Source organism: Corynebacterium sp. SCR221107, from assembly GCF_027886475.1.
GTDB lineage: Bacteria > Actinomycetota > Actinomycetes > Mycobacteriales > Mycobacteriaceae > Corynebacterium.
In genome coordinates, this window is sequence record NZ_CP115670.1 from 2,812,228 (window position 1) to 2,827,097 (window position 14,870).

General features: G+C 59.8%; 11 protein-coding genes. 4 read left to right on the forward strand and 7 right to left on the reverse strand.

From position 1 onward, the window contains the following. Window positions 1-134: 134 nt before the first annotated feature. On the forward strand, window positions 135-1,517 hold the full coding sequence (locus tag PAB09_RS12280; protein ID WP_271033920.1) for an LCP family protein: 1,383 nt from the start codon (window positions 135-137) through the stop codon (window positions 1,515-1,517). Window positions 1,518-1,679: 162 nt separating this feature from the next. Here PAB09_RS12280 and PAB09_RS12285 read toward each other — a convergent pair whose 3' ends face one another. The 5 genes from PAB09_RS12285 to PAB09_RS12305 form a co-directional block, all read right to left on the reverse strand. Further along, a complete protein-coding gene (locus PAB09_RS12285; protein ID WP_271033921.1) occupies window positions 1,680-3,236 on the reverse strand; it encodes an alanine/glycine:cation symporter family protein in 1,557 nt (518 codons plus the stop codon). 386 nt (window positions 3,237-3,622) lie between these two features. Then, entirely contained in the window at window positions 3,623-4,537 is a 915-nt protein-coding gene (locus PAB09_RS12290) for a DUF5926 family protein (protein ID WP_271033922.1), read from the reverse strand. A gap of 91 nt (window positions 4,538-4,628) precedes the next feature. Next, a complete protein-coding gene (locus tag PAB09_RS12295) occupies window positions 4,629-5,339 on the reverse strand; it encodes a glycerophosphodiester phosphodiesterase family protein (RefSeq protein ID WP_271033923.1) in 711 nt (236 codons plus the stop codon). Window positions 5,340-5,403: 64 nt separating this feature from the next. Next, window positions 5,404-7,266 (reverse strand): pyruvate kinase, encoded by a 1,863-nt coding sequence (locus tag PAB09_RS12300; protein WP_271033924.1) that lies wholly within the window; start codon window positions 7,264-7,266, stop codon window positions 5,404-5,406. A 466-nt stretch (window positions 7,267-7,732) separates the two neighbouring features. Further along, window positions 7,733-9,271, reverse strand: a complete 1,539-nt coding sequence (locus tag PAB09_RS12305; protein ID WP_271033925.1) for a catalase — start codon at window positions 9,269-9,271, stop codon at window positions 7,733-7,735. A 195-nt stretch (window positions 9,272-9,466) separates the two neighbouring features. Here PAB09_RS12305 and PAB09_RS12310 point away from each other — a divergent pair, with 195 nt between their 5' ends. Beyond that, window positions 9,467-10,039 carry an RNA polymerase sigma factor gene (locus tag PAB09_RS12310; protein WP_271033926.1) on the forward strand — a complete coding sequence of 191 codons (573 nt, stop codon included), beginning with the start codon at window positions 9,467-9,469 and terminating at the stop codon, window positions 10,037-10,039. A 134-nt stretch (window positions 10,040-10,173) separates the two neighbouring features. Here PAB09_RS12310 and PAB09_RS12315 read toward each other — a convergent pair whose 3' ends face one another. Then, window positions 10,174-11,205, reverse strand: a complete 1,032-nt coding sequence (locus PAB09_RS12315) for an aspartate-semialdehyde dehydrogenase (RefSeq protein ID WP_271033927.1) — start codon at window positions 11,203-11,205, stop codon at window positions 10,174-10,176. Window positions 11,206-11,229: 24 nt separating this feature from the next. Next, on the reverse strand, window positions 11,230-12,495 hold the full coding sequence (locus PAB09_RS12320) for an aspartate kinase (RefSeq protein WP_271033928.1): 1,266 nt from the start codon (window positions 12,493-12,495) through the stop codon (window positions 11,230-11,232). A 292-nt stretch (window positions 12,496-12,787) separates the two neighbouring features. On the opposite strand from PAB09_RS12320, the gene PAB09_RS12325 reads away from it, so the two are divergent. Next, window positions 12,788-13,639: a DMT family transporter gene (locus PAB09_RS12325; protein WP_271033929.1), complete on the forward strand. Its 852-nt coding sequence runs from the start codon at window positions 12,788-12,790 to the stop codon at window positions 13,637-13,639. Window positions 13,640-13,840: 201 nt separating this feature from the next. Further along, window positions 13,841-14,794 (forward strand): L-lactate dehydrogenase, encoded by a 954-nt coding sequence (locus PAB09_RS12330; protein ID WP_271033930.1) that lies wholly within the window; start codon window positions 13,841-13,843, stop codon window positions 14,792-14,794. Window positions 14,795-14,870 lie beyond the last annotated feature (76 nt).

Genomic DNA, 14,870 nt, shown 5'->3' on the forward strand with positions numbered 1-14,870 from the left:
CGATTGCGATCGCGGTTTGACCGTTCGCATTCAGTGGACTCGTTGGGCCCGTTGGGCTCGTTGGGCACAGCGTGGTCATGGTCTGCTCGTATGTTGTTGGAGTGATGGGTGTTGCTCACGCTACGCTTATATCCATGACTTCCGAAGGACCCTCCTTCCGCGATGAGTATCTGCGCGACGCAAACGGCAAGCTGATCTACGATCGCTTCGGCCGACCCGTGCGCCGTCGCCCTGTATCGAACCCCGGTCAAGCCGGTGGCAGAATCCCCGGCGGTACGGTGGCTGGCAGTGGGTCTACTCGCCCAACGGGTTCCCAACCCGGCGCGAACGCGGGACGCGGCTTGTCCCAACCAGCGCCAACGCGCTTCGAGCAGTTTCCGGCCCAGCGCCCCCAGCAGCAAGCACCCGGTATGGGGCAGCCCGGAACCGTCGGGCAGGTCCGCCAACAAAGCCCCGCCTACTATGGTGGGCAATACGCTCAGTCGCCGCGCCAGCAACAAGGATTAGGATCGGGACCCGGCAATAGCGGGGCCGGCTTTGGAGGACCTAGTCAATTAGGATCGACGCCTTTGGGTGCCACAGCGCGCAGGCTTCCGCAACTTCCGAAGCTGCGAGTGCGGCCACGAGGCTGCTTGACGTCACTGGTGTGGCTTCTCGTGGTCGCGGTGGTGATCAGCATCGGAACAATTTTCTGGGTCGATTCGAAGCTCAATAGGATCGAGGCGTTTCCTTCCTCGCATATTTCCGACACTGCGGGCACAAACTGGCTGCTCGTCGGTTCGGATTCGCGCGAAGGATTCACTGAGGAAGACGTCGCACGGCTAGGTACCGGCGGCGACATTGGATCCATGCGCACCGACACCATCATGGTGCTACACCTGCCAGCTATCGGCAGCCCCACGCTTTTGTCGATCCCGCGCGACTCCTATGTAAGTATCCCCGGCTATGGGATGGACAAAATCAATGCTGCGTTTGCCGTCGGCGGCGCCCCCTTGCTGACGCAGACGGTTGAGCAGGCCACGGGGCTACGCATCAACCACTATGCGGAAATCGGCATGGCCGGTCTAGCCAACGTCGTCGATGCTGTAGGCGGAATCGAAGTCTGCCCGGCAGAGGCGATCGACGACCCCCTTGCCAACCTCAATATTCAGGCGGGTTGCCAGAAGATCGATGGGCCTACCGCCCTAGGCTATGTGCGCACCCGCGCGACGGCGATGGGCGATCTCGATCGAGTCGCACGCCAGAGGGAGTTCTTTAGCAGTCTCGTCGGCAAGCTTACTTCGACGTCGACCCTGATTAATCCCTTCCGGTTCTGGCCAACGGTGTCCTCGGTGGCAGGCTCGTTCACCGTCAACGAAAAGGATCACGCCTGGCAGCTGCTGCGCGTAGCACTAGCGATGCGCGGTGGAGTGGAAACCACGACGGTACCGGTCGGCGGATTTGAGGACACCGACGTCGGAAACGTCGTGCTCTGGGACGATACCGCCGCCCAGGAATTGTTCAACTCGCTGCGATAAACGCCAACAGGTAACCCCGCAGGTAGCTCTCGATCGTGATTGCTACCTGCGGGGTTACTGTTATGGATAATCATTCCGGTTGCGCCGGGGTACCGAGTCTTGTCGCGCTAGTGCGACATTATTGCAGTGCTATTACTTTGTTACGGCGACGTCGCCGACGCGTTACTGGACGCTTTCGGTTTCGAGGACGGATGCCGGGGCTGGGGCTTCACCCGCCTTCTTGACCTTCATCTCCCGGGTGCGCTCCTCCCAGAAGTCAGCATTCTTAATGCCCAGCGCAACAGGGTCGAACTGCGGATCCAGGCCTGCCTTCTTCTGGCGTCGGTAGTCCCACAGCGCCTTGTGCGCGGGAATCTGCAGGAACAGGATCGCAACAATGTTGAGCCATGCCGTAGCGCCGACGCCGATATCACCGATCGCCCACGTGGTGCCTGGGGTATTGAAGGTACCGACCAGTGCGGAGATGATCACCATAATGCGCAGCAGCCAAATGATGGTCTTGCGCGCAGTGGCGTTCTTGACCCAGCGGTTGAGGTAGACGAAGTTGACTTCTGCCAGGTAGTAGTAGGCCAGCACGGTGGTGAAGGCAAAGAACATGATCGCAAGGGCAACGAAGCTAGGTCCCACTCCGGACAGCAACGAGTCCATGCCGGACTGGACGAAGCCGGGGCCGACGGGAACGCCGTCGGGAAGCGAACCGGAGTAGAGCACGGCGCCGTCTTCACTCTCATCGGCGAAGACCTTGTACATGTCGGTGGAGATAATGATAAAAGCCGTAGCCGAGCACACCAGAAGCGTATCGACGTAAACCGCGAAGGCCTGGACGAAGCCCTGCTTGGCCGGGTGCGAGACCTCTGCAGCGGCAGCGGACTGCGGGCCGGTGCCCTGACCAGCCTCGTTGGAGTAGATGCCGCGCTTGACACCCCACATGATGGCAACACCCATCATGCCGGAGAAGGTGGCCTCCTTGTTAAACGCGGAGTTGAAGATCAAGGAGAACACGTGCGGGATCTCCTGGAAGTTGACGATCATAATCACGATCGCGGCGATGATGTAGGCACCCGCCATAAACGGAACAGCCAGGGAAGCGAACATGGCGATGCGCTTGACACCGCCGATGACGATGACAGCCAGGGTCAGCGCAAGAATGACGCCGGTGACCTTCGGGTCGATTCCCCAGGCATTGTTGACAGCAGCCGCCACGCCGTTAGCCTGAACGCCCGGAAGGAAGTAGCTGGTTGCGATGATCATCGCGACAGCGAAAATGATGGCGTACACCAACATGAACGGCCCGGCAGCAGTGTGCTTGTAGGCCTTCTCGATGTAATACGCCGGGCCGCCTCGGTACTCGCCGGTGTCGCGGTCTTTCTCCTTGTAGATCTGCGCGAGCGTACATTCAATGAAGGACGTGGCCGAGCCGAGGAAGGCCACCGTCCACATCCAGAAAACCGCGCCCGGGCCACCGAAAGCGATGGCGGTTGCCACACCTGCGATGTTGCCCACGCCGACGCGGTTTGCCAGCGAGATCATCAGCGACTGGAACGAGGAGATACCGTTGTCGGATTTCTCCCCCGACTTAATTTGCTTCACCATATCCGGCAGGCATCGCACCTGCAGAAAGCCTGTCGCCAGCGTGAAATACACACCTGCGGCAAGGCACAAGAACACCAACGCGGGGGACCATATCCACCCGTTGAGCGTATCAATCACGTTCGCCATCAGACTCCCGCCTTTCTTTTTAACCAGCCTCGCAAGCGAGGAACTACCCCGGATTAGATGTCAGAAACAACGTCACCATCTTAACCATGTGCCCTAAATCACAAAATGGATTTGGGGAGAAACTATCTGATTCATCTCTTCCATCCAGACAAGTGACCACCCGCCACGCTGAGGGTGTAAGTGGCCGACACGATCGGGATTCATTAACTATAAACCTATAGAAAATAGGGTCAAGTCAAATGCTCCGAAAATCTCACCCAATGCCACCGCAAACGATGCCTAGCAACCCCGAAAATACCCCCGAAGACCGCTGTAGTCGACGCCGGTGATCGTCGTAAAGCAAAAAACCGGCCACTCAAAGGCAGCCGGTCACGGGTCGATCGCAATTAGCGGATGGTCACCTGGCGGGACTTGATGTTTTCAAGCTGACGACGCTCATCGGCCGAAAGCTGCGCATCGTTGCCCAGTTCTTCGGCAATCTTCGCATCGAGCGCCTCAAGATCGGAGGCGTAGGAATCGAAGACGCGATCAGGATCGAGGTCCCACACCGGCACGCATAGGCCGTGGGTGCGGAATACACCCGCGAACTTGGTCTCTTCGCCGAGCTTGAGCTCGCCGCGGGCGGCGATGCGTGCCAGAGCGCGCAGCAACACGTCCTCTTCCTCGCTACGAATCCAACGCATGTGCGCCTTTCCGCCTGGGTTGATCCACCACACCGAGCCTGGGACGTCGGCAGTGATTCGACGCGAAGGCAGGATGGAATCGTTGGCGGCCTCGATGGCCGAAGCGTTGACCGGGTCGAGCTGGGCGCCTTCCGGCAGCCACCAATTGAAATCGTCGTACTCGGCGATCTCAATCGAGTCGACGCCCTCCAGGAAGGAAGACAGCGCCGGCTCGGTGCCATCGGCCACGCCGCGCTCCAGCGACTGACCCGGGGTAGCCCCGGCAACCCAATTGAGCACGAAGGCTAGATCGCGATGGGGATTGTTCGAACGCGCCTGGGTCTGCAGTGCGACGAATGCGGCGCCGCCGGCGGCTTCGTCGCGAACCAGGGCTGCAGCACCGCCGGGCAGTACGGTGCACAGGTAGACATCACGATCGATGCCCGTGACAGCGACCTTCGCGGTCGCCGAAGGGACGAATTCCTGCAATGCCACGAGGTCGGTCTCGAAGGACAGATCGCCGTAGGGGCGGGGATCGCGCTCGAGGGCGGCGCGCTCGGCGGCGCGTGCGGCAAGCTTTGCCTGGCGGCGGCTCATGCCCTCAGGCAGTTGCTCGTTCTTCTTATTCTTCTTGGCCATGCCCTCCAACTTACCTGGCGTGGTCTGCTGGATTGCGTTGCGCCCCGAAGCGTCGGCAAGCAAAAAATCCCCAGCCAAAGAAAGCAGCGCGCTAGCGCAGAACCTCCAGCGCCAAATCAGGGAAATCCGTGGCCATGACCTGCACGCCGTGATCGCGGGCAAAGCGCATATCCTCGGCCTCGTTGACGGTAAACAGGTAGGTAGGCATGCCGCGGCGGTTGATCAGCCACGGATCTTTCTTGGCGCGTTCGATCGACATCCCCGCACCGCTGGGCCGGGAGAGGAACACGTCTTTCGGGTTAACGTGCTGTTCCCATTCGCGGCGCAGGTAGAAGGTCTCCAACTTCGGCGCCAACCGTTTCATCCGGCGCATGCTGGCGTGGGAAAAAGAAATCACGTGAATACGATCGCTTGCCTGAAGCCCACGATATCTCAGGCGCATGACCAGCTGTTCTTCGAGCATCACGCCTTGGCGCACCGGGTGTTTCGGCTCGATGTAGATGTGCTTGTCGGTGGCAAAGACCATGTCCAGCAGTTCGTCGAGGGTCAGCAGTTGTTGCGGATTATCTTCCTCGCCGATGTTGCATTCTTTGAGCTTGCCGACGTCTGCAGCCGACACCGCAACGTCGACGCCTGCCACCCGGGCCATGGTGCGATCGTGTGTGCACACCACCACCCCGTCGCGGCTGAGCCGAATATCGCATTCGACTCCGTGAATCGGCAGTTCCAGGGCCTTCTCATAGGCCTGGGAGCTCATCTCCGGATAACGACCATTAAAGCCTCGGTGGGCGATGATGTGCATGAGTGCTAGTGTAGCGCCCAAAGCCGTACCGGGCTTGCCTCAAGCGCCCACACCACCTGCGGTTTTACTTCGCCCAACTGCGAATCTTGCGCAGCAGGATACGATTCTTGCGCTGCGAGCGCCCCATCTTTCGGTTGAGATAAGACAGCACGCCGATCGTTTCGTTGATATGTGGACCCTTGTTGAGCATCACGCACTCCGCGCGTAGGGCATAGGCGGCGTCGGTGATCTCCGCACGCGAAGGCAGACCCGATTTCGCCATCGTCTCGAGCACCTGCGTCGCCAAGATGGTGGGCACGTGTCCCGCCTCGGCGAGCGCCGAAATCAGGCGGGGCACCTCACCCATGCGCTCAAAACCCAACTCGACGGCGAGATCGCCGCGGGCAATCATGATACCTAGATTCTGATAGCGCATGCCCTCGAGGAGTACTTCGCGAATATTCTCATAGGCAGGAATGGTCTCAATCTTGAGCACGAGCCCGGTGTTGTGGGTATCGGCCCCTTCAGGCCCGCCCATCGCATCGATAACCGCCGCAACATCCCCGGCGTTGCGGATGAAAGAGATTGCTGCGATATCGGCATGCGCCTTCACAAACTCCAGATGCTGCAGATCCAGCGGGGTTAGCGAGGGCAGCGGCAAATCAGAATCGGGCAGGTTAATGCCCTTGTTGGCCGCAAGGGTAGTTCCGGAATCGGCCGCCCGGGTGACCACGAGTTTGACCTCAGTCTGATGAGAATCGACGACCTTCGCGGCGATACGACCATCGTCGAACAGCACGCGCTCCCCCGGCTTGATCGCCGGGATGATTTCCGGCAGCGAGAACGGGATACGCAAAGGGCCCGGCTGATCAGGATCGGCAACATCCACCTCGCCCGAGAGGAAGACCTCCTGGCCGGGGAACAATCGCAATCGACGCTCGGTATGCGCGATGCCCGTGGCACGGGTGCGAAGGTAATCGTGTTCGAATAACGTGCCTTCGGCGACGTAGGCGTTTTGCACGCCTTCGGCCAATATTCCATCGGCATCGATGCGAGAGACCGTAAAGGACCGGCGCGAACCGCGATTGTCATAGAAGCGGATCTCGGATCCGAGCTCGAGTTCCTTGTACCAATCGGGCTTGACCCCCACCGGCAATGCCGGACGCCCGGGCAGTCCCGCTGGAGGCTTGGACGACTGACCCTCCGGATAAATCCACAGCTTGGCGTTGGCAATCACCTGGCCTGCCTCGTTGCGCTGCACGCGGGCGCGGGCCACCTGTGGTCCTGGGGTAATCTCGCCGGTGCGCAACTTAGGTCCCGCCAAGTCCATGCTCACCTTGATGCTGGCGCCTGCCTCGGCGGCCGCGGTGTGGACATTGTCGATCATCTTTGCCCACACCGTTTCGTCGTCGTGCGCGCAGTTGATGCGGGCCAATTGCATACCCGACTCGACAAACCCGCGAACGAGATCAAGATCGTCGGCCGCCTCGGAGGGCAAGGTAACCATGATGCGGGAATGTGCCTCCTGGCCACCCGCCCCCAGCAGCGTGGTTGCATGGTGTTCGAGGACTTCGTCGGCAAGCGCAAAAGCGCCTGCTACCTCGGAGTAAGGATAGACGAACCCCTCACCAATGATGGCTCCAAGGATATTGCGTGCGGCTTTCAGGCGTGAGCGGACGTCGGGTTCCGCCGTGGTCAGGCGGGTGGCGCCCAAATCGGACAAACTATCTTGCAGCTCGGAAAGGTCACGGGTGCGCAGGTAGGCGTAGTCGACGAGGTTACGCGCACCAAACGCATGAGACGGGGCAACCTTGGCGATGGCGTCCGCGAACTGTGCCTGCTGCGCGTCTAAGTTGGCCAGCAGCTGGTCAATTTCTGCAGCCAAGACCTTGGCTTGTTCTACTTCAGCCCCAGCCGTGTATGAGGTAGTGCGTGCGTCATCACTCATGGTTTGCCCTCTCCAATATTTATTAGCCATTTCCGTGCTCTGGTGGGCACGCTGCATGCATTTCTTCTCCTGCATTGTGCCCCGTATTGCCCACCTTGGCAGCTCGAGGAACTGCCAAGGTGGGAAAGTTGGGTTCGTCGCGGCCCTATCTTCTGTACTAAAACCGCAGCAAGGCTGTTTCACTTACCTCCTGAGCTGGAATTTTATTCATGAAAGCCCGTCTTAAACCCTCGAGCATACATCCGCTCATAAGACAGTGTCATCAGTCACGTTGCGCCACATCCTTCAAAGTGAACTCACCGACACAACGCAATGCATCGATAGTTCTTTCCCTCGGGGTCCATTGCATGGTTTGTTCACCTAGGTACCGGCAAGCGAAAAAGCGAAAAGGCGCGCAAGCTGCAACAAGATACAGCTCGCGCGCCTTAGAGTCAGGCCTCGCGTGTTAGCGGTTTGTTTGCGCCAATTACTTCTTCTTGGCGAACTCTTCGCGCACGCGAGCACCAAGCTCAGGATCGACGTTGGTCCAGTACTCGTAGACGCGAGCCTCAACGCCCTCGGAGATGCCGGCCATAGCGTTGGTGATGTTGTCTACCAAACGAGCCTTCGCACCGTCATCCATCACCTCGCGATAGAGGATGCCAGCCTGCACAAAGTCATCATCCTCTGCGTGCTTGACATAGGCCGCGCGCACGAGGTCGGTTCCGTGCGGATCCGGGTTGACGTACAGGTCTGCTGCCTGGCCGTAGCTCACGCCGGAGGAAGAGGTCTCGCCGTCATCCAGGTAACCCGCGTCCTTCTCGAAGCGGTTCGGGCTGTAGACCGGGGCGTCGGCCGGGTTGAACTGGTAGGCCATCGGACCCTGGTGCGAGTAGGTGTTGACCGGGTGGATCGGCTGGTTGACCGGCAGCTGGGTGTAGTTCGGTCCGATACGGTAACGCTGTGCGTCGGCGTAGGCGAACACGCGCGCCATCAGCATGCGGTCGGGGCTCAGGCCAACACCTGGGACGATGTTGGATGGGTCGAGCGCGAGCTGCTCGATCTGGGCGAAGAAGTTGCGCGGGTTGCGGTTGAGGACGAAGTATCCGACGTCAACCAGCGGGTAGTCCTTCTGCGACCAGGTCTTGGTCAGATCGAACGGGTTCCACTTGTAGGTCTCAGCATCCTCGAAAGGCATGATCTGCACCTTGACATCCCAGATCGGGAAGTCGCCACGCTCGATGGCGTCGTAAAGATCCTGGCGCTGGTAGTCAGCGTTCTTGCCAGCCATCTCCTGGGCCTCGGCGTCGGTGAAGGTCTCCCATCCCTGGCGGGTCTTGAAGTGGTACTTGATCCACACCGGGGTGCCTTCCTCGTTGATCCACTGGAAGGTGTGGGAGCCGAAGCCGTCCTGATGACGGGAGGTCTTAGGGGTACCGCGGTCACCCATCAGGTAGGTCACCTGGTGTGCGGACTCCGGGGTGCGGGTCCAGAAATCCCACTGAGCATCAGCCGAGCGCAGTCCGGAGGGGCCGACACGCTTCTGTGAGTGAATAAAGTCCGGGAACTTCATACCATCGCGCAGGAAGAAGGTGGGGGTGTTGTTACCGACGATGTCGTAGTTGCCATCCTCTGTGTAGAAACGAACGGCGAATCCGTGAACGTCACGCCAGGTATCCGGGGAACCCTGCTCTCCTGCCACGGTAGAAAAACGCACGGCCATCGGGGTGACGGTACCCGGCTGGAACAGCTTAGCCTTGGTGTACTGGGAAACATCGTTGGTGATGTGCAGCTCGCCGAAGGCTCCGTGGCCCTTTGCGTGTGGGTTGCGCTCCGGCACGCGCTCACGGTTGAAGTGGGCCAGCTTCTCAATCAGATGGATGTCATTGAGGACGTTAGGACCCTGCGGACCTGCGGTGATTGAAATGTTCTCGCTGGCAACGGGGGCGCCGTTGTGTCGGGTGGTGCCGCCGGTGGGGGCTGGAACCTCGCCGTTAGCAAGGATCCGATCGGCCGAGGAAGTCATGCAACTTCTCCTTCTAAAACTCAGTACTTCTGGGCATTCTTGGGTGATAGCCATCACTCTACATTCATTGATCAAACCTTGCAAGTGCTTTTTACAATTAATTATTTCCTTTCAATTGCATTAGCTTAACGACGCCACGGTGTCACACCCTCACCTGAAGGGAAATCCGTTTCCAAGGTGCTAGACTTGTTGCCCATGAGAAGAGGCGAGCACATCGAGGCGCATGACGCACACGTCACCGACCTCGCCCTGCGCGCCGGTCGCGGCGATCGCGCCGCACTGACCGAATTCATCAAGGCCACCCAGAACGACGTCTGGCGCCTGCTCGCCCACCTGGGCGGCGCCGATATTGCCGATGACCTCACTCAGGAGACCTACCTGCGCGTCATCGGGGCACTGCCCCGCTTTGCCGCCCGCTCCTCGGCGCGCACCTGGCTGCTTTCGCTTGCCCGTCGCGTGTGGGTGGACAACATCCGCCACGACATGGCCCGCCCGCGCAAGGCGGCGGCCGAGATCGAGTCGATGGACGCCCCCGCTGAGAGCACGTGGTCAGAGTGGGTTGACATGCGCATCTTGATCGACCAGCTGCCCGCCGAGCGCCGCGAGGCCCTCATCCTCACCCAGGTGCTGGGCTACTCCTACGAAGAAGCCGCCAAGATCGCCGACGTCCGTATCGGCACGATCCGCTCCCGCGTTGCCCGCGCCCGTGCGGACATCCTCGAGGCCTCCCGCGCCCGCAGCGCCGACGACGCAACAGCCGCTTCCTAACACTCTGCTAAGTAACAGAGGCATACCCCTACTGCACCGAGGATCGAAGCGCATTGAAGGCGCCGCCTCAGGAAAAAGAAAACCACCTACCCCGCACACAGACGAGATAGGTGGCAAGTGTCTCCTATGAAAATTTAGACCAACAATTCGGCGATCTGGATTGCGTTAAGCGCTGCGCCCTTGCGCAGGTTGTCGCCGGAGACGACGAAGACCAATCCCTTGTTGTCGGCTACGGTCTGATCCTGGCGGATGCGGCCGACGAGCGACTCATCGCGACCGGCGGCAGCAAGCGGCGTGGGAACGTCGACAAGCAAGACACCCGGTGCGGCCTCCAGGGCGGTCTTTGCCTCATCCACGGTGATGCTGTTTTCAAACTCAGCGTGGACGACCATGGTGTGACCCGTAAAAACCGGAATGCGCACGCAGGTTCCGGCGACCAGGAGGTCCGGCAGACCCAGAATCTTGCGCGACTCGTTGCGCAGCTTCTGCTCTTCGTCGGTCTCCAGCGAGCCATCGTCGACCAGGTTGCCAGCAAATGGCAGCGCATTGTAGGCGATTGGTGCCACATACGGTCCGAGATCAGCGGGCTGGACCACGGAGCCATCGTGGACGAGCTCAACAGCGCGGTCGCCGATCTCAGCGACCTGCTTGATAAGGGTCTCCACACCGGCCAGGCCAGAACCGGAAACAGCCTGGTAAGAAGCGACATGCATCTTCTTCAGGCCAGCCGCGTCGTGCAGTGCCTTCACGGCCGGCATGATCGCCATCGTGGTGCAGTTCGGGTTGGCGATAATGCCCTTGACGGTCTTATCCTTATCGGCCGGGTTGACCTCGGAGACGATCAGCGGGACCTCATCATCCTTGCGCCACGCGGAGGAGTTGTCCACCACGCGCGCGCCCGCGGCCGCGAACAGCGGAGCGTACTGCTTGGAGGTGCCACCACCTGCGGAAAACAGTGCGATGTCGATGTCCTTGAGGGACTCCTCAGTCTGCTGGGCGAGGTCCTCGACCACAATCTGCTCGCCGCGGAACTCCAGGGTGGAGCCTGCGGAACGTGCGGAGGCGAAGAAGCGAACCTTCTCGCAGGGGAAGGAGCGCTGCTCGAGGATGTCGCGCATGACGCGGCCAACCTGTCCGGTAGCGCCAACGACGGCTACGGTAACCATGAATTTTTCTCCTTGTTGATTGCTTTAGCGGCCAGTGCCTGCGTAGACGGTGGCCTCAGTCTCGCCGCCGAGTTCGAATGCCTCGTGGATGGCGCGGGCGGCCTCATCGAGATCGGATTCGCGGATGAGGACGGAGATGCGAATCTCCGAGGTAGAGATCAGCTCGATGTTGATGCCCTTATCGCGCAGCGCCTCGCAGAAGATGGCGGTCACGCCCGGGTGGGACTTCATGCCGGCACCAACCAGGGACACCTTGCCGATCTGGTCGTCGTAGACGATCTTTTCCCAGTCGTTCTTCTCCTTGAGGACCTTCAGCAGCTCAAGGGCGCGCGGGCCGTCGGTGCGCGGGCAGGTGAAGGTGATGTCCGTGCGGCCATCCTCGATCGAGGAGATGTTCTGCAGCACCATGTCGATGTTAATCTCTGCGTCGGCAAGCGCGCGGAACACGGTAGCAGCCGCACCAGGGGAATCCGGGATGCCCAGGACGGTGATCTTTGCTTCGGACTTGTCGGTGGCTACACCGGTCAGGACTGCTTCTTCCACAGGAATATCCTCCATAGAGCCGGCAACCAGGGTGCCGGGGTCATTGCTATAAGACGAACGAACACGCAGCGGCACGCCGAAAGCGCGCGCGTACTCAACACTGCGCAGGACAAGAATTTTCGAACCAACAGCGGCCAGCTCGAGCATTTCCTCAAAGGAGAGCTTTTCCAGCTTCTGCGCGTTAGGGACAATGCGCGGGTCGGCGGTGTACACGCCGTCAACATCCGAGTAGATCTCGCACACGTCTGCCTCAAGGGCGGCCGCCAGCGCAACCGCGGTGGTATCGGATCCACCCCGACCCAAGGTGGTGACGTCCTTGGTCTCACGGTTAACACCCTGGAAGCCGGCTACCAGGCAGATCTTGCCTTCATCAAGAGCCTCGCGCACACGCCCTGGGGTGACATCCACAATGCGAGCATTGCCGTGGCGCTCGGTAGTGAGCACGCCGGCCTGCGAGCCGGTGAAGGACTGCGCCTGTGCACCGAAGGATTCGATGGCCATGGCCACCAGCGCGTTGGAGATGCGCTCGCCTGCAGTAAGCAGCATGTCCATCTCGCGGGCTGGCGGAACTGGGTTGACCTGTGCTGCAAGGTCGAGCAGCTCATCGGTGGTGTCTCCCATTGCGGAGCAGACAACCACCACATCATGGCCTTGCTTCTTAGTGGCAACAATCCGTTCAGCAACACGACGGATGCGTTCTGCGCTTTCTAGCGAAGAACCTCCATATTTCTGTACGATCAGCGCCACGGGCTTCACCCTTTCTTCGACAGGCAGCAATCTTTCAACGCTTGGCAGAAATCTTACGGCACGCTCACTGCCACCGCTCGACTCCGCCAGTCAGTTCATTGTGTTGAACCCCAAAAGCAGGCTGCCTGTGTGATTGTTGTCAGTTGGGTTTTCAGTTTAGCAATACAAATAGCCATACCCCTATTCCGCACACTAAAACGTCATATCTCACATATTGAGATTATGATGGCGCTCTCCCCGCCTTTAACTCTCGCTTTCACCCCGTGCACAAATCCCCGTTACGCTGAAGGGTGTGCATTCGAACCTACTGGCAGCAGCTTTTGCCTTACTCTCCGCGCTGATCATCGCGTGGGGAACGGTGATTCGTCACCGCATTGCCGAACAAGCCCCCGCCGATGGTTCACTTTCCGGTTCCCCTTTTATTTCCGCCTTGTCTCGCCCCATGTGGTGGCTGGGCACCGGCTGCGCCCTGTTTGGTTACGCGCTGCAGGTGGTTGCGCTGGGATTTGGCACGTTGCTTGTGGTTCAGCCCATCCTTGTCTTATCACTGATGTTTACCCTTCCTCTTTCTGCGCGTTACGACGGAAAGAAGATGGCACGCGATGAACTTGGCTGGGCAACGGCACTGACCATCTCAGTCGGCGTCCTGGTCATCATGGGCGACCCCCTGCCAGGAAATCCGCAACCACCACTAGAAAGATGGCTGCCCGCACTGGCTGTGGGCGTCGCAACGCTCGGCATTTTCTACCTGCTATCGCGACGGGCCGAACCCAACAAACGCGCCTTGCTGCTAGGCACGATTACAGGCGGCATTTATGGCTACGTCGCCGTATTATCAAAGGCAACGGTAGATGTTATCGTTCACGAAGGACTTTTTGCCCTCCTCACCACTTGGCAGGGATATTCCCTGCTCGCGGGTGCGATGCTGGGGACGGTTGTACAGCAATACGCCTTTAATGCCGGGCAACTGAAAAACTCCCTTCCGGCCATGACGATCGTCGAACCCATCTTCGCCTTCGCGCTTGGCTACGCCGTTTTAGGTGAGAAATTCCAAGTCAGTGGATGGAATTGGGCATGGATGGCCCTGTCCTTGCTGGTCATGATTTTGTCGACCATCGCCCTGTCAAGCAGGCGCGTGGGTTAACTTTTTGTTTGCTTCCTGTTTTTGTTTAATTTTCCCATTTTTCGACGCTATTGGTATGAAAAATGCCACATTTAAGACTCAAACGGGCATATTCACATACATTCGGGCATAATGGGGTGCAAAGGCACAGCCTCTGTAGCCGGTGCCTGCACACTACTCACACGGCATTTAAAGGCAAATCGCCCGCAGGGAAGGTTCAACATGAAGGAAATCGTCGGAAACAAAGTCGTTCTCATCGGCGCCGGTGACGTCGGAGTCGCCTACGCATTCGCACTGGTCAACCAGGGTACCGTCGACCACCTCGCCATCATCGACATCGACGAAAAGAAGCTCGAAGGCAACGTCAAGGACCTCAACCACGGCGTCGTGTGGGCAGCATCGCGCACCCGCGTCACCAAGGGCACCTACGAGGACTGCCGCGACGCCTCCATGGTCGTCATCTGCGCTGGCGCCGCCCAGAAGCCTGGCGAGACCCGCCTGCAGCTGGTCGACAAGAACATGAAGATCATGAAGTCCATCGTCGACGAGGTCATGGCCAACGGCTTCGACGGCATCTTCCTGGTCGCCTCCAACCCAGTCGACATCCTCACCTACGCCGTCTGGCAGTACTCCGGCCTGGATTGGCACCGCGTCATCGGCTCCGGCACCGTGCTGGACTCCGCACGCTTCCGTTACATGCTCGGCGAGCGCTACGGCGTTGCCCCAAGCTCCATCCACGCCTACATCATCGGCGAGCACGGCGACACCGAGCTGCCGGTCCTATCCTCGGCTACCGTCGCCGGCGTTTCCATGCGCAAGCAGCTGGAAAAGGACCCCTCGCTGGAGCCAGAGCTCGAGCGCATCTTCGAGGAAACCCGCGACGCCGCCTACAACATCATCGAGGCCAAGGGTTCTACTTCCTACGGCATCGGGATGGGTCTGGCTCGCATCACCCGCGCCGTCATCCACAACCAGGACGTCGCCCTGCCGTGCTCCGCCCTGCTGGAGGGCCAGTACGGCCAGGACAACATCTACATCGGCACCCCGGCCATCATCAACCGCGGTGGCATCAACCGTGTCGTTGAGCTCGAGCTCTCCGATCACGAAAAGGAGCGCTTCGACCACTCCGCAGCCACCCTGCGCGCAGTCCAGGAGCAGTTCTTCCCGGCTAAGTAGCCCCTGCTCCTCGCAGCTTACCCACAAGACATAACACAGCTCCCGCGGTTCATCCAGAACTGGCGGGAGCTGTGTC